This window comes from Siminovitchia terrae (assembly GCF_003605405.2).
Taxonomy (GTDB): domain Bacteria; phylum Bacillota; class Bacilli; order Bacillales; family Bacillaceae_C; genus Siminovitchia; species Siminovitchia terrae.
In genome coordinates, this window is record NZ_QYTW02000002.1 from 144,823 (window position 1) to 169,443 (window position 24,621).

A 24,621-nucleotide genomic window follows, 5' to 3' on the forward strand; every position below is an offset into this window, starting at 1 on the left:
TTATACGGAATAGAACAAAAGCTGATATAATGATGGCAGCCAATAAGAAATTTTGACAGAAAGAGGGCTGCACGATGACATCAACCATTGATATTCGCGTTCTGAACAGCAATGAAGAAATGAGACAAATGTATCAGCTTGAAGAGTTCATTTGGCAAGGGGAAGGCGGAATCCCTGTACACCAGACAATTACGGCCATTCGGAACGGAGGCCTTGCGATTGGTGCATATTGTGATGATCAGCTTGTTGGGTTTAGCTATAGTTTTGCAGGATTCAAGGATGGTAAGGTCTATCTATGCTCACACAATATGGGAATCCATCCCGAATACCGTGACAGAGGCATCGGTGCTTCTTTAAAAAACAGACAAAAAACGGAAGCGGCCCGAATAGGGTACGATATGCTGACATGGACATATGATCCGCTGGAGACACGCAATGGCTATTTGAATCTAGCGAAACTCCGTGCGGTTTGCAGTACATATATTGAAAATTGCTATGGAGAGTTCGATGACGGACTGAATGCGGGCTTACCGACAGACCGATTTAAAGTGGAATGGTGGGTCAAAAGCAGGCATGTGAATGAACGTCTTCAAACTTCTATTGCAGATGACGTCTTTTATATCCCGTGGAAAGAGACTGCAAGTGGCCCCGCTCTTACCCTGAATGGTGAAATCCCTGATGCGAAACAAATAATGGTTCCAGTTCCTGCGGCATTTCAAAAAATAAAGCAAGAGGATATAGGCCTGGCATTGGATTGGAGATTGAAAACCCGTGCTGTATTTCAGGAGCTGTTCAAAAAGGGTTATGCGGCAGTTTCTCTTGAAAGAAGTAAAGAAGGGCCTATGCATCATTATTTGTTGGTAAAAAGATTTGAACTTCAAATTTAATTTCATTCAGTAGAAATCTCCGACTTCCGTAAGTGGTGAGGTGAATGCCTATTGGTATTCCATTCAGTGGTGGTTCAAACCCCGGCTGAATAAAGTCAAAGCCTCCGGCGGATGCCACAGATTTTCAGAGGAAATTTATCGAGCGGAGCTCGATAAAATCTGGCGCAAATACGCCAAGGCGCATTTGATAATCGAGGTTGCAGTGCCTCCTTCCAACGATGTAGATGTATTCTCACGAGACTTGGGTTTCATTGCATTTTTCAGGATGGACAATTAAAAGGTAATGTTGTTTCAGGTGGAGGAATGGGCATGATCAATGGGGACACAAGCACTTATCCTCAATTGCGCAGGGTTATCGAATTTTGCTTCCCGAACCAAGTAGTGGATCTGGCTGAAAAAATAATTATCCATCAATACGCAAAAGAACGTGTGAAGCAGGAACATTTCGGGGAGTTTGTGATTCGCGCAGGCTAGTGAAGCGGGTTCATTCCGGATTGGATTTTCACGATTGATGTAAGGAAGTAATAACTAATAGATTTTACCTTAAGGTGCTCCTTTCTTTCGGTTATAGTTTCCAGCAAGCTATAATACCAAAGGCAGGAGCCCTTTTTATATTTGGAAACCATCTACGTTCTACTTTCATTTCATAATAGGAATGGATAACAAACTATTAATAGCAAAGCAAACAAGAAAATCCTGTTATCGTTTAGCAACAACGAAAAGTGTGTTGCGGGGAATGTCTGATGAAAGGGTTTCTTATACGTAAGAATGTAAGTTTGTTAGATTGTAAAAAACCCCTTTAACGTTTTAAGCCTTTGGGGTTTTTTGAGTCGACTAACCACATTTTACAGTGTGAGTGAAATTTATATTGACTTTTTATTCATACTTTAATTATAATATGTTCAACCAAGTTATTGTTTCATAATTCAAAATGTAAGCGATTTATGCGAGGTGAGATTGAAAAAATGACAGCTTTTGTTGTTCGTTGTTTTGAGTATCTTTATCCGCGCAATTTACTAAGCTACTAGCTAAATAGGAGGAATTGACAATGACAAATTTAAAAGGCGTATATCCAGTACTCGTGACACCGATGTATGAAGATGAATCGATTAACTGGGATGGTTTCAGGCAAAATATCGAGTATTTTATTAAACAAGGTGTCGATGGGCTTGCAATCAATGGGAGTACGGGTGAATTTGTAAGTTTGTCGAAAGAGGAGCGGTTCAAAGCCGTTGAAGTGGCGGTGAAACAAGTCGCAGGAAGATTGCCCCTAGTTGTGGGAACTGCAGCAGAAACAACAGAGGAAGCGATTGAATATACCCAACAGGCTGAAGAAACGGGGGCGGATGCGGCTCTTCTCATCAACTCATACTATGCTCATCCAAAGGATGAAGAGATTTATGAGCATTTTAAGGCTGTCGCTGAATCCGTTTCATTTCCAATCATGATTTATAATAACCCTTTCACTTCCGGTGTAAACATTTCAGTTGATACCATACTTCGAACTGGCAGGGAAGTGAAGAATATCACCCATATTAAAGAATCCAGCGGGGAAATCCGGAATGTCAGGGACATATCCCGTCAAGGGAAAGGATTTATTAAAACATTCTGCGGGGCGGATGATATGGTTCTCGAATCATTTATGGTCGGAGCGGAAGGCTGGATTTCGGTTGCGGGAAACATTGCGCCACGGATTGCAAAGGACATGTATGACGCTTATGCAGAAGGGGATATCGAGCGGGCGTGGGAATTATATGATAAGTTGCTTCCGCTTTGCAATTTCCTGGAAGGATCCGGGAAATACGTCCAAATTACCAAGCATGCAATGGATTTAAAAGGACTTGCTGGCGGTCCAGCCCGGAGGCCGCGCCTCGGATTAAGCCAAGAAGAGCAGGAAACCTTGAAACATTTAATGGGGCAATTGGACGTTTTAACTTCATTCAGTAGAAATCTCCCACTTCAGTAAGTGGTGAGATGAATGCCTATTGGTATTCCATTCAGTGGGGGTTCAAACCCCGGCTGAATAAAGTCAAAGCCTCCGGCGGATGCCACAGATTTTCAGAGGAATTTATCGAGCTTAAGCTCGATAAAATCTGGGCGCAAATACGCCAAGGCGCATTTGATAAGGATCAAAATTGGAGGGATAAATAATGGCAGATGTAAAGGCAAAAACAGTGGAACTGAAACCAAAAGTTTTAAGCTTTTTAAAAGGGGAGCTGGGACTTTATATTGATGGAGAATCCGTGCCTTCTAAAAATCGGCAAACGTTCGAGGTGCTGAATCCGGCAACGGAGGAGAAGATTGCGGATGTTTACCAAGCGGAAAAGGAAGACATTGATTTAGCGGTTGCCGCGGCGCGTCGTGCTTTTGATGAAGGGGAATGGACTAGGATGGACGCCGCTTCCCGCTCGCGTCTCATCTACAAATTTGCGGATTTGCTTGAAGAAAACAGGGAAGAGCTGGCGCAACTAGAGACATTGGATAATGGAAAACCGTATGCAGTTGCATTGGCTGATGATGTGGATGGCACAGTTCAACACTTTCGCTACTATGCGGGTTGGGCGACGAAAATTGAAGGGAAAACTGTACAAGTTTCCCCGGATTATCTCAATTATATTGTTCATGAACCAGTTGGAGTAGTCGGCCAGATTATTCCATGGAATTTTCCACTCGCCATGGCGGCGTGGAAGCTGGGCTCGGCACTGGCGGTCGGTTGTACGGTTGTAATTAAACCTGCCACTGAAACGCCGCTTTCCCTTTTGTATGCGGCACAATTGTTTAAGGAAGCCGGATTTCCGGACGGCGTGGTGAATGTCGTGCCAGGATTTGGCCGAGTGGCGGGAGAGGCGATCATCCGCCATAAGGATGTTGATAAAGTAGCCTTTACAGGATCAACAGCAGTGGGAAAATCGGTCATGAAAGAGGCAGCGGATCAAATCAAGGGAGTTACACTGGAACTCGGCGGAAAATCCCCGGCTATTATTTTGGAAGACGCAGATTTGAATGAAGCGATTGATGGGGCATTTGCGGGAACAATGTATAATCATGGACAAAACTGCAGCGCCTGTACAAGGGTTTACGTTCACCGTTCCCTTTATGGCGAAGTGTTGCAGGGCCTAATCGAACGGGCAAACACTTTAAAAGTCGGGAAGGGATTGGATGAGGAGACGGAAATGGGGCCACTTGTTTCCCGCAAGCAGATGGATACAGTCCTTTTCTATATTGAAAAAGGGAAGGAAGAGGGGGCTCGCCTTGTCGCTGGCGGAGAACGTGGCTATGACAAAGGGTACTTTGTACGGCCGACAATTTTTGCGGATGTTACAGATGATATGACGATAGCCCGTGAGGAAATCTTCGGGCCGGTGATGGCGGTCTCTCCGTTTGATACAGTGGAAGAGGTCATTCGCCGAGCAAACGACAGCCGTTATGGATTGGCAGCCAGCATTTGGACGACAAATGTAAAAAAAGCTCATTATATCGCTCGTAAACTCCAATCCGGGACAGTTTGGATCAATGATTTTGGCCTTGAATGGGAGACGATGCCTTTCGGTGGCTATAAACAATCCGGAATCGGCCGTGAAATGGGCGGAGAATATGGCCTCGCTAATTATACAGAGATCAAAAGCGTGTTTGTAAACATGAAACAGCATCCATAAACTTGAACAAAAAAACAAAACCTCATTGAAATTGGGGATATTTGGTTGATGGTAGCGAGTCGTTTAACTTCGTTCAGCAGAAGTCTCCCACTTCTGTAAGTGGTGAGATGAATGCATATTGGTATTCCATTCAGTGGGGGGTCAAACCCCGGTTGAATAAAGTTAAAGCCTCCGGCGGATGCCACAGATTTTCAGAGGAAATTTATCGAGCTTAAGCTCGATAAAATCTGGGCGCAAATACGCCAAGGCGCATTTGATAAGAGGGGTGTTCTACTATCATTTTGCGGCTCGCGGAGATAATCTAATTTATTAATTATTCCCAATCATCGTTTTTCAGATGTTATAGATTAGTAATAAAAAGTATGCTTCCAATAGCATTCATTTCAAGTGCTTCGACGTTTTGTGAGATTTGAATGGAGTTTCGTCTTTTGGGATGTTTTCACTTTTGACTGCAGCGCTTCATGTCCAATTGTTGAATTGTACTTTTTTCCTAAGGCTACTCGCCTTGCGCTTTTTCTATGAAAATACAATGGAGAGGGGCAAGATTACGGTATAAACCTGTTCTGGAACTTGGAGATCATGTGTGTTTCTTATTATCAGCTGTACTAGATTAAAGCCTTCGTAGTGCTGTTTAATTCTCTTAAATTTTTAGATGTTTAATAAATACGTCAGAGCGGGTCACTCGCCTCCATGTGATTTGGTTAACTATTATTCCTATGTAATAAAAATAACATTTGGGGCACATTTGTTTATTGCGTTTGGTGCCTTGAGCGAAAGGAATAGGTACAAATATGAAGAAAACAGATAATAAGATGTTAAAAAAAGTTGTTGCTGCATCTATGATCGGATCTGTAGCTGAATGGTATGAATTTTTCCTATATGGTACCGCTTCTGCTCTGGTTTTTGGAGAATTGTTTTTTCAGCAAACTGGAAGTGCTATCGACGGCATTCTAGCTGCATTTGCCCTCTATGCGGTAGGTTTCTTGGCAAGACCTATCGGAGGGATTATTTTTGGCCATTATGGTGATAAATTCGGGCGAAAAAAATTATTGCAGTTCAGTTTAATTATAGTTGGTATTACAACCTTCTTGATGGGGTGTATTCCTACATTCAATAGCATTGGTTATTGGGCTCCTATCTTGCTTGTTAGTCTACGTTTGATTCAAGGTTTTGCTTTTGGCGGGGAATGGGGAGGAGCTGTTATTCTAGTATCGGAACACAGTCCTGATGATAGACGCGGTTACTGGGCAAGTTGGCCACAGACAGGGGTGCCATTGGGGAATTTATTAGCAACAATTATTCTCTTAATTTTATCAAATGGCTTAAGCCCCGAGCAATTTATGAACTGGGGGTGGCGCGTAGCATTTTGGTTCTCAGCAGTTGTAGTATTAATTGGTCTGTGGATACGTAAAAGTGTAGATGATGCTCCAGTTTTCAAAGAGGCACAAGAAAAACAAGCTCAATTAGAAAAACAACAATTAGGTATTATAGAAGTATTGAAATACCATAAAAAAGCAATAATTGCAGGTATCGGAGCCCGCTTTGCAGAAAACATCTTGTACTACATGGTTGTAACTTTCTCTATCAGTTATTTAAAGCTTGTGGTTGATAAGGACACTACACAAATTTTATTATTAATGTTTGGAGCCCACGCTATTCACTTTTTCTTTATTCCAATAATGGGACATTTTAGCGATATTTTAGGGCGGAAGCCGATCTATGTTACAGGAGCCATTTTAACTGCGTTTTGGGGATTTATTGGGTTTCCAATGATGGATACAGGAAATGATTGGTTAATTATGTTAGCAATTATTATTGGTTTATTTATTCAATCGATGACGTATTCTCCATACTCAGCATTAATGACAGAGTTATTTCCTACTCATGTCAGATATACCGCCTTGTCTTTATGCTATCAAGTAGCACCAATTTTGGCAGGCTCATTGGCTCCATTGATTTCATTAAGTCTATTAAAAAGATTTAATAGCTCTATACCAATTTCAATTTACTTAGTTATATCAAGTGTCATTTCAATTCTAAGTATAATGATAGTAAAAGAAACAAAAGGAAAATCTCTTACTTTTAAGAAAGCAGAGTAATGACCTTGCAATAAGCCACCTTGTTAGTAATTGTGTAATATCTATCGGTAATCAGAATGTCAAACTGAATGTTTTTGGTTACTATTTAAATAATAGAAAACTCACTTTATTTGCTTCCCAAGAGTTTTTAGCGCTATTATAGTGCTAGAAAAGAAGCATAGACGACCAGAATGGGTTGATAAAATTTGGATAATAAGTTGGGAAGAGAATTTAAACGAATACGCAAAAGTAAAAAATTAACTCTGAGAGAAGTGAGTGAGCGGAGTGGTCTTTCTGTAAGCTTTCTTTCCCAAGTGGAAAGAGGGATTAGTTCAGTTACATTTACATCATTGCGAAAGATTGCCGAAGCTTTAGAAGTAAACATCAACCTCTTTTTCGAAGCCGAAGAAGAAACTCTGTCAATAAAAAAACAAACACTGAAAAAAAGTGCAGTCCAACCTAATTTTACTTACACAAGTCTTGTCGGTAATATGGAAAACCCCAAATTCTATCCGGCACGCATTGAATTGAAGGCTGGTGAATCTCATACTGCTCCATACACACACCATGGTCAGGAATTCGTATATGTGTTAGAAGGAGAATTAAAGGTTGTCTTGGAAAATCATGAAGAGACCTTATATGCTCACGAATCATTACACATTGACTCCACAGAAAAGCATGTATGGTACAACGAAACAGATCAGCCGGTGGTTTTATTGGTTGTCAGTACAAATACCTGACTTAAAAGTTTGACAGGATTATAGACTAGTTAAAAGAACAATAGTAATCTGTCCCCCATTTTGAGTTGGGGGAGTGGTTAAATGTTTCTTTCGGTGTATAGCCTTGATTTGTAGGATGGGAAGGAATGCCATTATTAAGTAATGTCGGTCAATAACAGTCGCGTCGGCGTAAGGACTAAGTCAAATTGCTGTGGTGGCTGAGGAACTGGCCACCTCGCAATTTGACTTGTTCTTGTAGCTTAAGGGTGTGCGCCGTGCGCTTTTTTTCTTATTTTCAAGGAATCGGATGCAGCGTTTCAGCCGTAGTAATTCTCTCTTTTTCTACCGTGAGCCGTTCCAATTTCTCGCGATTGACCTCAAAACCGATTCCAGGACCTGACTGAACTTGAATGATTCCTAGATCCATTGTGACTTCAGGCTTGATAATATCTTCGTCCCAATAGTGGGACGACGGTGCTGTGTCTCCTGGTATTGTAAAATTGGAAAGGGACGTCAGGGCAATGTTATGAGCGCGTCCGATTCCGGTTTCAAGCATTCCCCCGCACCAGACAGGCACTCCGTTGTCCCTGCATAGGTCATGGATTCGGATGGATTCGCCCAGCCCGCCGACGCGGCCGATTTTAATATTGATGATTTGACAGCTGCCTAGCTGCAACGCTTTTCTGGCGTCTTCGAAAGAATGGATGCTTTCATCCAAGCAGACCGGCGTCTGTATTTCTTTTTGCAAAGTGGCATGGTCAATAATATCATCATGAGCAAGCGGCTGTTCGATCATCATGAGGTTGTATTGATCGAGCTTTTTCAAATGCTCAATGTCATTCAATGTATACGCTGAATTGGCGTCTGCCATTAATGGAGCGTCCGGAAATGCTTTTCGGACCGCCTCAATATAGTCCAGGTCAGCGCCGGGTGCAATCTTAACTTTAATTTTTTGGAATCCTTCCTCCACATATTCGCCGACTTTCTCGACAAGCTTCTCAGGAGATTCCTGGATTCCGATGCTCTTTCCTACTTCTATTTCCGTTTTCATGCCGCCGATCAATTCGGAAAGCGGCAAGTTATTCTTCTTTGCAAATACATCCCAAATTGCTGTTTCAATCGCTGATTTCGCAATCTGGTTTCTTCGGACAAACGTGAGCATGTCATGGACATCTAACGGATGTTTAATGGTTTTATGGATGATTCTTGGAATAAGGAAATCCTTTAACATATAAACCGCTGTATGTGTGGTTTCCTCGTTATAATAAGGTTCGTCACTTGTTGTTGTCTCTCCCCAACCGGAGATGCCAGATTCGTCAATGGCCTCTACTAGGCAGACATGCTTTTCCTGGAACGTGCCAAAACTCGTTGTAAAAGGTGCAATTAGCCTCATCTTTACAGTGTGAAGGACAACTTCTTTAATTTTAACTGGTTTCAATGCTAGTTCTCTCCTTTTTTTGCCAACACTTGTACAATCTCTGTAATAATGTCAATTCCGTTGAAAAGGGCTTCGCGGTTGAAAGTCATATGCGGATGGTGCAGACCCGGTTTCAAATCACATCCGAGTCCGATCATTGTGGCTTTCAGTTCTGGTCTTTTAATCGTGTAAAAATGGAAATCATCTCCGCCCGGTGTCATCAGCGGGTCCATCGTATGATCCGGCCCCAAAATGTTGGAAATCGCCTGTCTGGTAATTTCCTTTGCTTCAGGAGCCACTTCGGCAGCTGGAATTCCATAATCGTCTGTGATTTTTATTTTAGATTGAAAAAGCTGTTCAGTTGCCTCTAAAGTCTCGTATACTTTTTCTTTCAGCATCTTCATGTGCTGATTTGTTTGTGCCCTCAAATCAAAAGCCAATGACGCTTGACCCGGGATAATATTGGTACTTTTTCCACCAGCATGGAACTTTGTGACTTTTACTGAATGCGGAACGGTCGGATCCAAGTGAATAGCATTAATGGCATTCACAATATGGGTGCCGACTTCAATTGCATTGCTCGTTAGATGCGGTCTGGCTCCGTGGGCGTCATCCCCGATGATGTCACATTCAATTGAACTGGCTGCGCCATGAATAATAGCTGGAGTCGCATATCCGTCAGGAGCCTCTTGGACAGGTCGCAAATGGATACCGAATAAGTAATCAACGTCATCAACTGCGCCTTTTTCCACCATTCTCAGTGCTCCATCACCAACCTCTTCCGCTGGCTGGAAAATAAAGCGGACAGTCACCTTGTCCTTAATGGAAGGGTCTTTGGTGAGCTTCCACACTACGCCGAGTACCATTGTCATATGGGCATCGTGGCCGCATGAATGATTGGCTTGGAATTTTCCATCGACTTCCTGCCACAAGGCATCCATGTCGGCTCGGATCGCTACAACCGGGTTTCCGTTTGTAGGATTACCGAAATCAGCGATTACACCTGTACAATCACTGAATGTCCGTACTGTGCAGCCGGCTTTTTCAAGCTGCTCCTTCATAAATTGGTTTGTGTTCACTTCTTCCCAGCTGAGCTCCGGATGAGCATGGAGATAATTAAACGTATCGTAAACTTGTTGCTTAAAATGTTCGTCTTGCATGCCTGCTGATTTCCTTTCCCGATAAACGTGTTAGTTCGATAACGGCGAAGAATCACCGTTACCGATTCATTAAGTACTTCATTATATGAAATAAGGACATGAAAGTCGCCCTAGCGAATACCTATTGGTGAAAAAGCTCATAACGATCACCGTCAAACCTGGCATCCGATTATTTCATTAAAAATTTCGCCAATAGAATAATCTACATAAATTATAGGCGCCAGGAAAAAAGGAATCAACTGGTTGTATTTATCAGTTGGTCGGGCTTGCATTTGGACGCTTGTTATAGGTAGAGAATACGTGGGATTCTATGAAAATTTTAATCGTTACTTTTATATAGTGCATGAGCGAGTATCAAGATATCTTCCATAATAGCAGTTTTTTTATTGCGAGGAGAGCGTTCATAGTCATCAAGCAAACGACGCAATTCTCTTACGAAGAGTTGATTTTCTTCTGAAATGGACATAGTGACCCCCAAATTAAAAAAGTTTATGTTAAACAAAAGTCGTGGTAAAAGCTATATATTTCCGTATTTATACGATCAGTCTCTTCTAAAATATATATTTTTCTTTTAGCCTTTATTTCAGTTTTTAAACATTTTGTAATATTATTGTTATATGTTCGTAAATGTTGCATTTTATGTAGTATCTTTTTCAGCTTGCATCGTCTAATAGATATGGGGGGTAATTTTTATCGAAATGAATAGAATTTGAATCTTTTTGATGTGTAAATTCGTTGTTATTATTGTCACTATTTGTGGGATTTCCCAGTATATATAAAAAAATAGGGAATTCCACCATCATTTACAAGGGGGATATATTGTGAAGAAGAAAGCCTGGATATGGGCAGGATCTATTGTTGGGGTGTTGGTATTGGCGCTTGTGGTCACATTGGTGATTAGGGCACAGGCAGGAAAAATGGCAGTAGCAGATGATGAGGAATCTCTTCTTGTTCAAAAGGTGTCAGAGCAGGAACTGAGTGAAAGCATTTTGGTAACTGGAAAAATTGTTCCGGAAGATGAGCAAAAAGTGTATTTGGATGCGGAAAAAGGAGCGGTAACGGAATTCAAAGTAAAGGAAAACCAAAAGGTAAAGGCCGGAGACCCTCTGTTTGTCTATGATTCTTCCAAATTGCAGTCAGAATATAATAAAGCCGTTAGAGAAAGGGATTTGGTGCAAAAGCGATCCCAGACGGAAATTAATCAGATAGCAGAAATGAACAAGCGAATTGCGAATGCGAAAAATAAACCAGCTCCATCTGGGGATGGTGAGGATGACGAAGCTGCATCAGAAGATGTGAATTCTTTGACGAGTGAAAAGCTTGAAATGGAAACCCAGCATGAAAGTACAAAATCAGAAATTGAATCTGCTCAGGAGCAGATCAATGATTTAGATACCCAAATCAAAGAAATGACCGTCACGAGCAAGATTGATGGAATTGTTGTCAAAGTAGACCGAAATGCTGTGAGCACTGAAGGTGGGGAAACAAACCCTGCTGTACATATCATTTCAAGCCAGCCATTCAAGGTCATTGGCACAATGAGCGAGTTTGACGCTGTAAAAATCAAGGAAAAGCAGAAAGTAATTATTCGTCCAAAAGTTTATAAAGATAAAGAATGGAAAGGTGCCATCGAATCTGTTTCCCAATTTCCGAATGAAGAAGGCGGGGATGAGGAGTTTTCCGATGGTGGCGGCGGTGGCGGAGTCACTATGTATCCATTTAAGGTCGCCATTACAGATGACACATCCAAACTGCGTCAAGGATTCCATGTTTCATTGGAAATCAAAATAGACGGAGATGGCAAAAAAATGGCCATCCCTCATGCTGCCATTTTGGAGGAAGAGGATAGCAATACGGTTTTTGTACTGAAAGATGGAAAATTGGAAATGCGCGAAATTGAGACTGGGACATCCAATGACGAATTTATCGAGGTCAAAAATGGACTGGAAAAAGACGAGCTTGTTGTCATTGCTCCTAACGAAGGCTTGCACGATGGAATGGAAGTGACCACCTTTGATGAAATTGAGTGAGATTACGAAAGTTTATGGGAACGGGTCACTCCAGGTTCCGGTGTTGCATGGCATTGATTTGGATGTAGAAGATGGTGAGTTTATTGCCATTATGGGCCCCTCGGGATCAGGAAAATCAACACTGATGAATATCATTGGTTTTTTGGATTATCCCACAGCAGGTATATTTGAACTGAATGGTGAAAATATCAATTCTGCGAAAGAGAAGCATTTGGCAAAACTGCGGAATGAACATATCGGATTTGTTTTCCAGCAATTCTTTTTGCTGCCGAGGTTGAATGCACAGAAAAATGTGGAAGCTCCGTTAATTTATGCAGGTATGTCCAAGCGGGAAAGAGCGGAAAGGGCCAAGCAGATGCTGGAAAAGGTTGGGTTAGGAGACCGCGTGAAGCATTTGCCCAACCAGCTTTCGGGAGGACAAAAGCAAAGGGTTGCCATTGCGCGCGCCCTTGTGAACAACCCGACCCTTATTTTGGCAGATGAGCCGACAGGTGCTCTTGATTCAAAAACGAGCGCCCAAATCATGGAACTGTTTGTTCAACTGAACAAGGAAGGGAAAACTGTCATCATCGTTACCCATGAAGAGGAAATCGCAGCTTATACAAACAGGATCATAACTTTAAGGGATGGAAAAATCATTGATGACCGGAGGACGAAGCCATGAATTTGTGGGAAAGCTTCAAAATCGCTCTGTCGTCCATATGGAATCATAAAATCCGGTCAATTTTAACAATGCTTGGCATCATCATTGGAGTCGCGGCCGTTATTGTCATAGTGGCAATAGGACAAGGTGCGAAAAAAGAAATGATGGATGAGATGTTTAGTACCGATAAAAATGCGATAAACCTTATATACGAGCCAATGGAGACGGAAGACGAAGAGATGTTCTGGGAAGAGCCTGAGCTGACCTCATTGGACCTGGAGGTTTTGAAAGAAGTACCGGGAGTCAAATCTATATTGGCCACTAATCAGGGGTTTGGGACTTCCATGATCAATGACAAAACGGCGGAGATGGAAATTACAGGAGTCGACGGTGTATATTTTACCGCCCAAAAAATTCAAACAGTGGAGGGGCGTCCGCTGAACGATAAAGATAACGACGCTATGAACCGCGTTGTTATGATTGATACGGTCGCGAGAGACAAATTTTTTAAAGACTCGGATGATGTTGTCGGGGAAATCATAGAGTTAGACGGAAACCCCTACAAAATTGTTGGTGTTTATGAATCTCCCGTTCCCGAGCAGTTTCGCTGGAATGAAGATGGTGAGATGGTAATGCCGAGGACTGTCATCTCCATGATGTTTGGAAACAATGAAATAGAACAGCTGGCTATCATCGTTGACGATCCTGAAAGGCTTTCCGAGATCGGGATGGAGGCGGCCAATACGCTGACAGAGCACAAAAATTTAGAAGATGGTATGTATAATATCCCGAATCTGTCTGAGTTTATGGAGGAAATCGAAACATACGTCAACATGATGACATTATTCATCGGCAGTATTGCTGCCATATCCCTATTGGTTGGTGGAATTGGGGTCATGAATATTATGCTCGTATCTGTTACGGAAAGAACAAGGGAAATTGGTCTCCGCAAGGCTCTTGGTGCAACGAGGGGAAAAATATTGCTTCAATTTCTAATTGAATCAGTCACATTAACCTCATTGGGCGGATTGATTGGAATCGGTTTGGCATCATTAGGAGCGCTGCTTATCACGATATTTGCGCCAATCACCGCTCCAATCAGTCCATTGGTTGTACTGATAGGAGTTGGTTTCTCAGCATTTATCGGGATCATCTTTGGAATTCTTCCGGCCAACAAAGCGTCTAAGCTCAGCCCGATTGACGCGTTAAGATATGAATAAGTTAAAGAGGCTGGAACATAAGTTTAATTAGTATAAATCGTGAAAAATCAACCGCATGAAATCAGTGTATTTACATTGGATTTCATGCGGTTTATTCTTTCTTATAAGGTTTTGTCCAGCTTACGGGTTAAGTGATAATGAGTGGGAAAAGGAAAAATGATCTGATATTTCTGGTAGTTTTCCGAAACATTTGATATGCTTGATAAGAAAACTGAATAAGTAGAAATAGGTGCAGATAAAAAGGGTTTTATTTGCTTAATAGGGAAGTTCGGTTGGATTCCGACGCTGTCTGCGCAACTGTATTTGGGAGCGATTCAAAAGGGAGCCACTGTTTTCATTCACTTGAAAATGGGAAGGTTTGAAAAGCGATGATCATAAGCCAGGAGACCTGCCTGTTTCAGCAAACATCGATACCTACGCGAGATGGGAGGTGTTAAGTGCGAAAATGGTAAAGCATGTATTTTGACATGTTTATTTATTATTCATTCGTCCCTTAACAACTTCTGTAATGAAGTTGTTTTTTTATTGAAAGGAGTTTATTTTGTTTGGATCAGTGGATTACTTTACCAATTTTTTGAAAGCAGGCATCATGAACAATTTTGGTTTGTCTTCGTCTTGCTCTATTCAAGATCAATACACACAATTAAAAACGGAAATAATGAAAACAGCAGAAAGACAGTTTGAGCAGGAGGCTTATTTACAAAACCTTGAGAAGGCCTATTTGAACGTGAAAATTGAAATTTTCGGATCGGAGGACGAGAAACGGCAGTGACACATGAGGATATTGTTGCTGTCAAAAACAAACATCTTGTCTCTAGATACGAAACAGGGAAATGTCAATTTCAGAAACTCCTATAGTGCAGACTGACGAAGAGGAAAAAATATTCGGTCTTTAAAATTAAAGTTCCCCTTGTAACTGTTGCACTGCTCAGATTCAGTTCCGTAATCAAAGATTTTCGTTCAAACTATGTAGAATATGAAAATACTGTCTGACATACGAAAATACTGTCCGAAATTTGGAAATGCTGTTGCACATGTTTAAATTTGATCCGGAATAAACCGCAAATCTTTCGTTCAACTTATATAGCCTTATTACAGTGAACATGAGCTTCTTAATTCTACAGGAATGATGGATAGAAAGGAAGATTGATGTGATCAAAACGAATGAGCGCCCTACAAATGTAGACCATTTACTGGAGGACATTGCCGACTATGTACTAGATTCGAAGATTACAAGTAACGAAGCTTTCGAGACAGCACGTTATGTACTGCTTGACACATTGGGATGTGGAATACTTGCGTTGCGATATCCAGAATGCACAAAGCTGTTAGGACCGCTTGTGCCGGGTACGACGGTTCCAAAGGGAAGCCGGGTGCCGGGGACATCATACGTACTTGATCCGGTACGCGGGGCATTTAATATTGGATGCATGATTCGCTGGCTCGATTACAATGATACGTGGCTGGCGGCTGAGTGGGGGCATCCTTCAGATAATCTGGGCGGAATACTGGCAGTGGCTGACTATGTTAGTCAAGTGCGCCTTGAAGAAGGGAAAGAACCATTGGCCGTTCGGGATGTGCTGGAAATGATGATTAAAGCACATGAAATTCAGGGGGTTCTCGCATTAGAGAACAGTTTGAACCGGGTTGGACTGGATCATGTGCTTTTTGTTAAAGTTGCCACAACCGCTGTTGTGACAAAGATGCTTGGAGGAGGGCGTGAAGAGATCATCAATGCGCTTTCCAATGCATGGATTGACAATAGCAGTCTTAGAACGTACCGTCACGCTCCGAATACGGGCTCTCGGAAGTCATGGGCTGCCGGGGATGCGACAAGCAGAGGCGTTCTTTTGGCAATGATGGCCGTTAAAGGAGAGATGGGCTATCCACAGGCTCTTTCTGCGCCGGGCTGGGGTTTTCAGGATGTTTTATTTAAAAAACAAGAATTAAAGCTTGCGCGGCCTCTTGATTCCTATGTAATGGAAAACGTATTGTTCAAAGTATCTTACCCGGCAGAATTTCACGCACAAACTGCCGCGGAGTGTGCAGTCAAGCTTCATCCACAAATCAAGGATCGGTTGGATGAGATTGATAGGATCACCATTACTACACATGAATCGGCAATTCGAATCATTGATAAACAAGGGCCGCTCCATAATCCGGCTGACCGCGACCATTGTCTTCAGTATATTACGGCAATTGGTTTGATTAAGGGGGATATACGGGCGGAATATTATGAAGAGGAAACGGCGGCGGATGAAAGGATTGACCGTTTACGGGCCAAGATGGAAGTCATAGAAAATAAACAATACAGTATTGATTACTTAGATCCGAGCAAGCGCTCAATCGCCAATGCTGTACAGGTCCATTTTATGGATGGAACTTCGACTGAAAATGTTGAATGCGAGTATCCTTTGGGTCACCGATTCCGCAGGGAAGAAGCTATTCCGCTCATTAAGAAGAAATTTTCAAATAATCTGAGGGCGCATTTCCCAAATAAGCAATCAGAAAAAATTGAGGAAGAATGTTTTGATAAAGAAAAGCTTGAGCAAATGCATGTTAAGCAATTTCTGGAATTGTTCTTATAATGGGAGGGCTGATAAATGGCTTGGATCGTTGATCAACCAATGACGCAAAGCGATCTTGCAGACAAGTTTCGAAAGCTATTAACAACAGCAGATGTGACACAAGTTCCGGGTGCCCATGATGCAATGGCTGCTCTAACGGCGAAGGAAACAGGATTTTCATCACTTTATTTATCGGGAGCGGCCTACACGGCAAGTCGGGGACTGCCCGATTTGGGAATTGTTACTTCAACAGAAGTGGCAGATCGAGCGAGGGATCTTGTCCGCGCTACGAATTTGCCGCTGCTTGTAGATATTGATACTGGGTTTGGGGGTGTTTTAAATGCTGCCCGGACCGCGAGGGAAATGGTAGAAGTCAATGTGGCGGCTGTCCAAATGGAGGATCAGCAGTTGCCCAAGAAATGCGGACATTTAAATGGGAAGCAGCTCGTTTCAACGGAAGATATGGTCCAAAAGATTAAGGCTGTGAAAGAGACTGCTCCGTCCCTGGTAATGGTGGCCCGGACAGATGCTCGTGCTGTAGAAGGATTGGATGCAGCGATAGAACGCGCACTTGCGTATGTTGAAGCAGGAGCGGAAGTAATATTCCCGGAAGCACTTCAATCCAAGGAAGAGTTTCAATTATTCTCTGAAAAAATCAAGGTTCCTTTGTTGGCAAACATGACGGAATTCGGAAAAACACCTTACTACACCGCAGAAGAGTTCGCAAGCATGGGTGTGAAGCTAGTAATCTATCCAGTGACTTCCCTTCGTGTTGCTGCGAAAGCATGTGAAAGAGTGTTCCAGCTTATTAAAGAGCAAGGTACACAAAAGGAAGGGCTATCCTCCATGCAAACGAGAAAAGAATTATATCAGACCATTTCCTATTATAAATTTGAGGAACTAGATCGTAAGATTGCCAAAACAATTTTAGATGATGGAGATGAATGAGGCAGTGGTTCATTATATACTCGCTTTCTTTCTTAGCCCATCATCAGGCTGGAGCCCCCTATTCAGTCGGGGGCTCTACCTTTTAAACCAGTCGGCATTTTCATCCATATGTACGAATGGAATATCCGTGTCTACTTCCCCTGTTATGCTTTTTACTATAATGTCCTTCCCTTTCAGCCATTCTCCAAAATCAAACTTCATCGGTTCCTGATTTCCCCCCAGTGCCATCCATGTTTGCATTTCTTTAGGAAAGTATGCAGAAGTATGGATTGTTCCAGCCCAGCTGCTGTATAAGCCAGAAAAAACACCTTTGTCCGTATCGTTGAATAGACGGAAAGCTTCGTATTTATCCGAAACGGGATTCTTTCGAATCGCTTCAAGTCTGCGTTCGGAATCCGCAAGATGATGACGATTTTCGTGTTTTAATTCTTCAAAATGATTTGTGCAGGCGTTTGATTGTCTTACGGTGATCTTCCTTGGCGTCGCTTCAACAATATGAGTCTCGCCGCTTCGGTCATACACAATATAGCTGAACGAATGCCGATGCGGAATTTCTTTTAACAATGAGACAGCTTCCTTCACATTTGCACAAGTCTCCAAAACAAGCCTTCCGATCATTCCGCAAATGAAGCCATCCTTAGGGCTCTTTCGGTTCATAAAATTGTAGCCCATGGCGAGTCCTTTCTCGTTCAAGCCATCCGAACGACCCGTAATTCTTTGGCTAGGCCCCACGGTCGCATAACCATTTTTGACTGGCTGGAAAAATACATATCGTCCTTCATATGTTTTCGGATGATAATCGTAATTGCGGATGAGATAGCCGTCACCGGTTAAAATGGAGCAACCTGACCGGGGAATTTCTAATCGGTACCCGCCAAATTCAGTTAGTGCGCGTTCCAAAGGCCATTTCAGCGCTTCCTGTAACCCAAGAATTTCTTCCCAAACCCCCGGTGCAATCGAGGTAATCGCCTCTTTCACTTCAGCAGCATCGATTTTGAATCGCGGTCTGCGCACCTTCCATTGATTTTCCCTATTTTTGACAATAAGGGAATTCTTTAAAATCTGTCCCTGCATAAAACCGAAATCATAATGGGAACCGCGGAATTGAATAATATCACTATAAATATTTTTCATTATGTTCCTCACTTTCTATTAAGGCTATTTTATGGGAAGAGGGAGGGGAGGGCAACACTTTGGTGCTCTACTAATAGAGTAAATGTAAACCCTATAAAGCTCTGTCTTGAGAGAAATATCTTATTAAAATGTGAATCCCTGTTTTAACTTCATTCAGCAGAAATCTCCCACTTTTGTAAGTGGTGAGATGAAAGTATATTGATATTCCATTCAGTGGAGGTTCAAACCTTGGCTGAATAAAGTTAAAGCCTCTGGCGGATGCCATAGATTTTCAGAGGAGATTTGTCGAGCGGAGCTCGGTAAAATCTGGGCGTAAATACGCCAAGGCGAATTTGATTAAACTTGTGTTAAATCTAATCATATTCGTTAATATACTCAATTTTTTGTCTGACATAATAAACAGAGTAAACAGAATGTTGACAAAAATGAGGAGGAGATGTAACATTATGTTATTAGAGGTTAAGGTGGAGGCTGTAATTGGCACATATTAAATCAGCAAGAGAAATTTGTCGCACGCATACACAACTCAGTGAGGAAGATATTGCTGAAATAGAAAAAATAGAAAGTAATCTACAGCTAATTGCAGATTTAAATCAAGCAAATATTTTTATAGACTGCCCGACCCAGGAGCTAAAACATGCAATTATTGTTGCAGAAGCGGTCCCATCTAATGGGAATTCGTTGTACGATCGGCCTGTTACAGGAGAATTTGCCTATGAAGCTTTTGAACCCGCCGTCTTTTTTACCCTTCGAACAGGGAAGCAAATGATTCTTAACAGAGCACTTACACAAGAAGGTAAAATGGTGAAACAGAGCGTTGTTCCGGTTAATGGGAAAGACGGAAGAGTAATTGGAACATTAATAATGGAAAAAGATATCACCGAACAGGTTGAAGAAGAAGATAAAATGAAAGCGCTGTCTAAGGCTACAGCTACCCTTAGTGATATCATGATAAGAATGACTCAAAATGATCCAATTGTTCCTGAGATCATTGAAGAGTCCTTGTTTTATATAGATGAAAATGATGATATCGTTTATGTGAATCCGTCGGCTATGAACCTTATTTATGAAATATATGGGAGTAAATGTAATGTAGGTGAACCGATTACCGAGTATCTGCCTTTTATTGAAGAACTCCTGTCTCTTCCCGAGACGTTATTAATGAGGGAGATTCAGATAAAAAGCCGTTTTTTTCAATTAAAGAAAATATCCCTAAACCATAACAATAATAAAGCATCCGGAACATTTATTATTTTACAGGATCTTACCGAGCTTAAAGAGAAAGAACGGCAGCTTATAGTAAAATCTGTGGCAATTCGGGAAATTCACCATAGGGTAAAAAACAATTTGCAAACAGTCGCTAGTCTTTTGCGTTTACAAATGAGAAATGGAGTTCCGGAAGCAAGTAAGCCGCACTTTCAAAAAAGTCTTAACCGGATATTAAGTATAGCAGCCGTTTATGAATTGATCCTGTCAGGCTCAAGCGCAGATGATGTAAACGTGTTAAATTTGGTGGAAAAGATTGCTCATATGATAGTGTACAGTGAACCTCAAAAAGATATATCTGTACAGATTAATTATGAAAAATCGAATTTACAGCTTTCATCCCATAAAGCCGTTTCAATTGCATTAATTATTAGTGAACTGATACAAAACTGTGTCAAACACGCATTCAAAGGCAATTCACAAGGAAAAATTATTGTCGATTTCAAAAAAAATAATGACAGAATTGAAATGAAGGTTATAGACAATGGAATTGGATATTCAAAGGATACCGGTGCTTCTTTTGGATTAGATATTGTAAAGATGATGGTCGAATACGATTTGGAGGGCGAATTTTATATTCAACGTATGTACCCTGGAACAGTAGCGACGGTTATTTTTCAATCGAAGGAGAACCATCATGCTGAACAAGCGGATTATAGTAGTGGAGGATGAGTCCATCGTTCGTCTGGATATTGTTGAAATGCTCAAAGCAGAGGGTTTGAATGTAGTTGCAGCAACAAATAACGGTGAAAAGGCTATAGAGCTTGCAGAAATTTTACAGCCTGATCTCATTATTATGGATATAAAAATGCCTAAAGTAGACGGGATTAAAGCGAGTGAGATTATATCTGAAAAATTGGATGTTCCCATATTATTATTAACGGCGTATACACAGGATGAAGTTATAAAGATTAGAAAAATCAATTCTATTTTAGGATATTTGGTGAAACCTGTATCCGAAAACAATTTGATACAAGCAGTAAAAAATATATTATTTCCATCCCAGTAAAAAAGCCGGTAGGAAATGATAGATTTCTATCTCTGATGAATTATCTATAAAAGTTCATAAGTTCAAGCGATGGTGCTTATCCGTATTATCTTTGATAAAACGGATAGGCACTTTTTTGTTTGAATTTTACCGTTACATTAGGGGAAATCTATTAACCTCGGTTGATATAAATTATAAAAATAAATATAAATGGAGGGATTCTAATTGGAACTCGTCGGAAATATAGTAGTATATATTATTATGATTTGTGCAGTCATGGGTGCGTTTGCTGCAATGAAAGATGCCCAAAAGGGGCTTGGCAAGGAGTTTATGGAAGGGATATATACGGTCGGTCCCATTTTTGCCAATTCAGCAGGAATTATGGCCTCCATTCCCTATTTGTCGAAGTTTATAACGAATGTCTTTGGTCCCTTTTTTGATAAGCTGGGAGCAGATGCGGCCATTGCTGCTACTTCCATCCTTGCAACGGATATGGGAGGCTATCAGTTGGCTAACGTTCTGAAATCTTCCTATGAAGGCTGGATCATGGCTATGATCGTTGGCTATATGGCCGGTGCGACTATTGTGTTTTCAATTCCACTCGGTTTACCCATGCTTGATAAAAGAGACCATAAATATATGGCGCTTGGCATCATGTCAGGTCTGTTGACCATTCCAATCGGAGCTTTTATCTCCAGTATCATTATTGTACTATCGAATGCAAAGATCCGTACAATCATTGATACGAGTGCAGAATCAACTTATGAGTTCACACTAAGTTATTTATCAATCCTGGTTAACTTGTTGCCGCTTTTTATATTTGTAGTCATTATTGCATTGGGATTATATTTTTTCTCTGATTTAATGATCAAAGGTTTCATGATATTTGGAAAGCTATTGGACATAAGCATTAAGATCGTTTTGGTGTTTTCTATTGTTGAAATCTTTACCGGGTTTTTCTCTACTATTTTGGGTTCATGGGGATTCGATCCTATTATGGCCGATGGAAAAGATAATTTCAGGGCGCTGGAAAATGCAGGGAATATTGCGATTATGCTGGCGGGTGCATTTCCAATGGTATATTTAATCCGTAAATATTTATCAAAGCCTCTTACAGCCATGGGCAGAAAAATTGGACTCAGTGAAGCAGGAAGTGCAGGAATGCTTGCCACTGTAGCTAACATACTGGCTATGTTCAAACTTGTACGTGACATGCCGCCAAAGGACAAAGTGATCAATATATCTTTTGGAGTGTCGGCAGCATTTTTACTGGGTGATCATCTTTCCTATACTGCCAACTTTCAACCGAGTCTGATTCCTGCAGTATTGATAGGGAAAATTTGTGCAGGAGCTTTAGGAGTTGTATTTGCTTATTGGATTTGTGTTCCTAAGGCTCTTGAATTGGAGAAGATGGACAGAGAAGCGGGGATCATTGGAAAACAAGAGTATGTTTATGAAGAAGAAAAACAGACGTCAACCATAGCGTAGCTTTACTTTAGTACCTGTGCCTGGAGGGGGATGCCTTCCAGGCTATTGACTGTGCCTAATCTAAGAAAAGATGAGAATTGTTCGATAAACATGCAGGAACGTGATTAAGCCCTTGGAACCTTTGAGTAGGTTACAAGGGCCTGCTATAAATCTTTATGAAGGAGACTCCCGATTCAGGGACGAGTGTTGGCTAATCACTGCTTTTTAAAAATAATTTGATGTAATACCGCCGTCAACATTGATTAAGGCGCCGTTCGTCCAGTCGGCTTCGTCGGAAGCGAGGTATAATGCGCAATTGACGATATCCTGTGGCTTTCCGAAGCGTCCCGCCGGCTGCCGGTCTAGACGAACGCGTTTTGCCTCCTCATCTGTAACAAGCCATTCCATTAATAACGGCGTTTCAATTGGTCCTGGACAAATGGCGTTTGTGCGTATTCCTTTTGGTCTGAATTGAATGGCAAGTGATTTGGTGAGTGAACATACAGCTCCTTTGGAAGCCGTGTAGGCATCCTGAGGTACTGAACAGCCCATAAAAGCGACAAATGAAGCGATATTGATAATAGAGCCCGATTGATTTTTCTCCATTTCAGGGATAACATACTTTGTCATGAAAAAGATGCCTTTCACGTTTACATTCATTACTAAGTCCCAAACTTCTTCCGAAGTATCCACTACTGAGTGATCTTCCGCTGGCATTACACCAGCATTATTATATAGAACATCTATTTTTCCGTATTTTTCGACCACTTCTGAGACGGCGGAAGCAACATTTTGTTCATTTGCAATGTTACACAGGAAAAAAGCTGCTTCTCCACCGTTTTCCTTTATTTCGTTCACTGTTTCCAACCCCGCTTGCTCATTGAGCTCAAATACTGCAATTTTTCCTCCTTCTTTGGCAAACATTTGGGCAGCAACCTTCCCCATGCCTCCACCTGCACCTGTAATAATGCATACTTTATCTTTTAATCTCATTTATTTTCACCTCATTAATTAACATTGTTCAAAATATCTGGCAATCTCCCAATTGGAAACAAATCTATCAAACGCCTGCTGTTCTACTGTAGCAGCGTGCAAATAATGCTTAGCAACCTTATCTCCCAATACCTTGCTTATAACTCCGCTATTTTCCCAGCACATGATGGCTTCATGCAAAGAGGAGGGAATTCTCTTCACATTTGGATCCGCATAGGCATTCCCTTTGAATTCTGGAGACAGTTCAAGCTCTTGCTCAATTCCTAGCAAACCTGCTCCAATGAGTGCTGAATAGGCTAAATAAGGATTCATATCAGCTCCAGGTATTCTTGACTCAAATCGTAAGTGGTTGTCATTGCCAACGACACGATAACCCGCTGAACGATTATCTTTACTCCATACGATATTTACAGGCGCCCAGCTGTTTGGGGAAAATCGTTTAAATGAATTAACGTTTGGGGCAAAAAACAACGAGAAATCCCTGGTGTAAGATAGAACGCCAGCCATGAAATGCTGCATCGTTTTTGACATGGAGCTACTCGCGTCTTCGCCGGCAAAAAAAACATTTTTACCAGTATGGATGTTTGTGAGACTGAGGTGAATATGCCCGCTAGAACCGGTCCATTCATGATGCGGCTTAGACATGAAGGTGACGGATCGTTCATTTTGGATACATATCTCCTTCATTCCATGCTTAAAAAATAAATGTTGGTCCGCCGCTTTTAAGGCATCCGCGTATTTCAAATTAATTTCATGCTGCCCATAATAGGCTTCCCCTTTCGAAGATTCGATCGGTATACCGGCCTTGTCCATATATTGGCGAATCTTTTGATAGAGTGGTTCGTTTCTTGTACCTTGCAAAAGGTTATAATCTTCATTCACATGACCTGCTGTCTGAAGGCTTCTATATTCCTTTTCATGCGCAGTTTCATATGTTTCAGTAAATAAATAAAATTCCAGCTCACTTGCCATATACGGCTGAAAGCCCATTTGTGCCGCTTTTTTCAATTGGCTCTTCAATATGTTTCTTGGAGCGACAGCCACAGGAGTGGTACCATCCATTTCGTAAACATCACAGAAAATTGACGCTGTTTTTTCCAGCCAAGGGATCACTTTAAAGGTATCCCAATCCGGCTTAGCAATCCAATCGCCATAACCATCATTCCAATTCATTGATTCATAGCCTTCGGGAACATTCATTTCAAAGTCGGTCCCTAATAAATAATTGCAAAAGTGGGTTCCTGTATCTAAGTCGTTTTCCAAACAGTATGTGCCAGTAACCCTTTTTCCCATAAATCTTCCTTGCATATCACAAAAGCCAAGAATGACGGTGTCTATTTGTCCTTCTTTAATCAATTGGAGTAGTTTGTTCTTGGTACTTGTTCCCTTAGCCTCACTGTAATTGGACAGTGTCTTTTCCATAGTATGAATCATCTCCTTCATAATAG

The 24,621-nt window shown here is 41.5% G+C and carries 21 protein-coding genes, 1 pseudogene and 1 riboswitch; of the genes and pseudogenes, 16 read left to right on the plus strand and 6 right to left on the minus strand.

Features of this window, described 5'->3' with window-relative positions; translation table 11 throughout:
* Window positions 1–74: 74 nt before the first annotated feature.
* The 7 genes and pseudogenes from D5F11_RS03105 to D5F11_RS03130 all read left to right on the plus strand — a co-directional run bounded on the left by D5F11_RS03105 (window position 75) and on the right by D5F11_RS03130 (window position 7,361).
* Complete coding sequence (locus D5F11_RS03105; protein ID WP_120114759.1) at window positions 75–887, plus strand: GNAT family N-acetyltransferase; 813 nt, start codon at window positions 75–77, stop codon at window positions 885–887.
* A gap of 190 nt (window positions 888–1,077) precedes the next feature.
* Window positions 1,078–1,301: pseudogene (locus tag D5F11_RS27895) on the plus strand (sulfite reductase); the annotation flags it as partial.
* 634 nt (window positions 1,302–1,935) lie between these two features.
* The gene (dapA, locus tag D5F11_RS03115; RefSeq protein ID WP_120114758.1) at window positions 1,936–2,853 is read left to right on the plus strand and encodes a 4-hydroxy-tetrahydrodipicolinate synthase; all 918 of its coding nucleotides are present in this window, start codon (window positions 1,936–1,938) and stop codon (window positions 2,851–2,853) included.
* Window positions 2,854–2,861: 8 nt separating this feature from the next.
* The gene (locus D5F11_RS25850) at window positions 2,862–3,038 is read left to right on the plus strand and encodes a hypothetical protein (RefSeq protein ID WP_185830470.1); all 177 of its coding nucleotides are present in this window, start codon (window positions 2,862–2,864) and stop codon (window positions 3,036–3,038) included.
* On the plus strand, window positions 3,038–4,543 hold the full coding sequence (locus D5F11_RS03120) for an aldehyde dehydrogenase family protein (RefSeq protein WP_120114757.1): 1,506 nt from the start codon (window positions 3,038–3,040) through the stop codon (window positions 4,541–4,543). The genes D5F11_RS25850 and D5F11_RS03120 overlap by 1 nt, the downstream gene beginning before the upstream one ends.
* Before the next feature lie 791 nt (window positions 4,544–5,334).
* Window positions 5,335–6,642: a fosfomycin efflux MFS transporter AbaF gene (gene abaF, locus D5F11_RS03125; protein WP_120114756.1), complete on the plus strand. Its 1,308-nt coding sequence runs from the start codon at window positions 5,335–5,337 to the stop codon at window positions 6,640–6,642.
* Between the two features lie 185 nt (window positions 6,643–6,827).
* Entirely contained in the window at window positions 6,828–7,361 is a 534-nt protein-coding gene (locus D5F11_RS03130) for a helix-turn-helix domain-containing protein (protein WP_120114755.1), read from the plus strand.
* Between the two features lie 274 nt (window positions 7,362–7,635).
* On the opposite strand, the gene menC is transcribed toward D5F11_RS03130, so the two are convergent.
* From menC to D5F11_RS25855, 3 genes are all read right to left on the minus strand, one after another.
* The gene (gene menC / locus D5F11_RS03135; RefSeq protein ID WP_120114754.1) at window positions 7,636–8,778 is read right to left on the minus strand and encodes an o-succinylbenzoate synthase; all 1,143 of its coding nucleotides are present in this window, start codon (window positions 8,776–8,778) and stop codon (window positions 7,636–7,638) included.
* Between the two features lie 2 nt (window positions 8,779–8,780).
* On the minus strand, window positions 8,781–9,917 hold the full coding sequence (locus D5F11_RS03140) for a M20 peptidase aminoacylase family protein (protein ID WP_120114753.1): 1,137 nt from the start codon (window positions 9,915–9,917) through the stop codon (window positions 8,781–8,783).
* 319 nt (window positions 9,918–10,236) lie between these two features.
* Complete coding sequence (locus D5F11_RS25855; RefSeq protein ID WP_185830471.1) at window positions 10,237–10,383, minus strand: hypothetical protein; 147 nt, start codon at window positions 10,381–10,383, stop codon at window positions 10,237–10,239.
* 355 nt (window positions 10,384–10,738) lie between these two features.
* Here D5F11_RS25855 and D5F11_RS03145 point away from each other — a divergent pair, with 355 nt between their 5' ends.
* The 6 genes from D5F11_RS03145 (at window position 10,739) to prpB (ending at window position 17,325) form a co-directional block, all read left to right on the plus strand.
* Window positions 10,739–11,947 (plus strand): efflux RND transporter periplasmic adaptor subunit, encoded by a 1,209-nt coding sequence (locus tag D5F11_RS03145; RefSeq protein ID WP_120114752.1) that lies wholly within the window; start codon window positions 10,739–10,741, stop codon window positions 11,945–11,947.
* Window positions 11,931–12,611: an ABC transporter ATP-binding protein gene (locus D5F11_RS03150; RefSeq protein ID WP_373316041.1), complete on the plus strand. Its 681-nt coding sequence runs from the start codon at window positions 11,931–11,933 to the stop codon at window positions 12,609–12,611. Before D5F11_RS03145 ends, D5F11_RS03150 begins: the two co-directional genes overlap by 17 nt.
* Window positions 12,608–13,810, plus strand: a complete 1,203-nt coding sequence (locus D5F11_RS03155) for an ABC transporter permease (RefSeq protein ID WP_120114750.1) — start codon at window positions 12,608–12,610, stop codon at window positions 13,808–13,810. Before D5F11_RS03150 ends, D5F11_RS03155 begins: the two co-directional genes overlap by 4 nt.
* Before the next feature lie 210 nt (window positions 13,811–14,020).
* Window positions 14,021–14,220: riboswitch (cobalamin riboswitch) on the plus strand.
* 131 nt (window positions 14,221–14,351) lie between these two features.
* Window positions 14,352–14,582 (plus strand): hypothetical protein, encoded by a 231-nt coding sequence (locus tag D5F11_RS03160; protein WP_120114749.1) that lies wholly within the window; start codon window positions 14,352–14,354, stop codon window positions 14,580–14,582.
* Window positions 14,583–14,961: 379 nt separating this feature from the next.
* A complete protein-coding gene (locus D5F11_RS03165) occupies window positions 14,962–16,398 on the plus strand; it encodes a bifunctional 2-methylcitrate dehydratase/aconitate hydratase (RefSeq protein WP_120114748.1) in 1,437 nt (478 codons plus the stop codon).
* A gap of 15 nt (window positions 16,399–16,413) precedes the next feature.
* On the plus strand, window positions 16,414–17,325 hold the full coding sequence (gene prpB / locus D5F11_RS03170; protein ID WP_120114747.1) for a methylisocitrate lyase: 912 nt from the start codon (window positions 16,414–16,416) through the stop codon (window positions 17,323–17,325).
* A gap of 75 nt (window positions 17,326–17,400) precedes the next feature.
* On the opposite strand, the gene D5F11_RS03175 is transcribed toward prpB, so the two are convergent.
* Window positions 17,401–18,459, minus strand: coding sequence for a C45 family autoproteolytic acyltransferase/hydrolase (locus D5F11_RS03175; RefSeq protein WP_120114746.1), 1,059 nt, complete (start codon window positions 18,457–18,459; stop codon window positions 17,401–17,403).
* Between the two features lie 477 nt (window positions 18,460–18,936).
* Here D5F11_RS03175 and D5F11_RS03180 point away from each other — a divergent pair, with 477 nt between their 5' ends.
* The 3 genes from D5F11_RS03180 (at window position 18,937) to eutH (ending at window position 22,201) form a co-directional block, all read left to right on the plus strand.
* Window positions 18,937–20,397, plus strand: coding sequence for a sensor histidine kinase (locus D5F11_RS03180; protein ID WP_245998045.1), 1,461 nt, complete (start codon window positions 18,937–18,939; stop codon window positions 20,395–20,397).
* Complete coding sequence (locus tag D5F11_RS03185) at window positions 20,363–20,734, plus strand: response regulator (RefSeq protein WP_245998048.1); 372 nt, start codon at window positions 20,363–20,365, stop codon at window positions 20,732–20,734. Before D5F11_RS03180 ends, D5F11_RS03185 begins: the two co-directional genes overlap by 35 nt.
* Window positions 20,735–20,938: 204 nt before the next feature.
* The gene (gene eutH, locus D5F11_RS03190; RefSeq protein WP_120114745.1) at window positions 20,939–22,201 is read left to right on the plus strand and encodes an ethanolamine utilization protein EutH; all 1,263 of its coding nucleotides are present in this window, start codon (window positions 20,939–20,941) and stop codon (window positions 22,199–22,201) included.
* 204 nt (window positions 22,202–22,405) lie between these two features.
* Here the strand turns inward: eutH and D5F11_RS03195 are convergent, their stop codons facing one another.
* Window positions 22,406–23,173 carry an SDR family NAD(P)-dependent oxidoreductase gene (locus tag D5F11_RS03195; RefSeq protein ID WP_120114744.1) on the minus strand — a complete coding sequence of 256 codons (768 nt, stop codon included), beginning with the start codon at window positions 23,171–23,173 and terminating at the stop codon, window positions 22,406–22,408.
* An 18-nt stretch (window positions 23,174–23,191) separates the two neighbouring features.
* Window positions 23,192–24,595, minus strand: coding sequence for a glutamine synthetase family protein (locus tag D5F11_RS03200; RefSeq protein ID WP_120114743.1), 1,404 nt, complete (start codon window positions 24,593–24,595; stop codon window positions 23,192–23,194).
* Window positions 24,596–24,621 lie beyond the last annotated feature (26 nt).

What these genes read in the sequence shown, in the direction of transcription:
- abaF (WP_120114756.1), top strand. Translation starts at nt 5,335, where the DNA reads ATGAAGAAAACAGATAATAAGATGTTAAAAAAAGTTGTTGCTGCATCT.
- D5F11_RS25850 (WP_185830470.1), top strand. Translation starts at nt 2,862, where the DNA reads ATGAATGCCTATTGGTATTCCATTCAGTGGGGGTTCAAACCCCGGCTG.
- D5F11_RS25855 (WP_185830471.1), bottom strand. Translation starts at nt 10,383, where the DNA reads ATGTCCATTTCAGAAGAAAATCAACTCTTCGTAAGAGAATTGCGTCGT.
- D5F11_RS03175 (WP_120114746.1), bottom strand. Translation starts at nt 18,459, where the DNA reads ATGAAAAATATTTATAGTGATATTATTCAATTCCGCGGTTCCCATTAT.
- D5F11_RS03105 (WP_120114759.1), top strand. Translation starts at nt 75, where the DNA reads ATGACATCAACCATTGATATTCGCGTTCTGAACAGCAATGAAGAAATG.
- D5F11_RS03120 (WP_120114757.1), top strand. Translation starts at nt 3,038, where the DNA reads ATGGCAGATGTAAAGGCAAAAACAGTGGAACTGAAACCAAAAGTTTTA.
- D5F11_RS03140 (WP_120114753.1), bottom strand. Translation starts at nt 9,917, where the DNA reads ATGCAAGACGAACATTTTAAGCAACAAGTTTACGATACGTTTAATTAT.
- D5F11_RS03200 (WP_120114743.1), bottom strand. Translation starts at nt 24,595, where the DNA reads ATGGAAAAGACACTGTCCAATTACAGTGAGGCTAAGGGAACAAGTACC.
- prpB (WP_120114747.1), top strand. Translation starts at nt 16,414, where the DNA reads ATGGCTTGGATCGTTGATCAACCAATGACGCAAAGCGATCTTGCAGAC.
- dapA (WP_120114758.1), top strand. Translation starts at nt 1,936, where the DNA reads ATGACAAATTTAAAAGGCGTATATCCAGTACTCGTGACACCGATGTAT.
- D5F11_RS03185 (WP_245998048.1), top strand. Translation starts at nt 20,363, where the DNA reads ATGCTGAACAAGCGGATTATAGTAGTGGAGGATGAGTCCATCGTTCGT.
- D5F11_RS03155 (WP_120114750.1), top strand. Translation starts at nt 12,608, where the DNA reads ATGAATTTGTGGGAAAGCTTCAAAATCGCTCTGTCGTCCATATGGAAT.
- D5F11_RS03195 (WP_120114744.1), bottom strand. Translation starts at nt 23,173, where the DNA reads ATGAGATTAAAAGATAAAGTATGCATTATTACAGGTGCAGGTGGAGGC.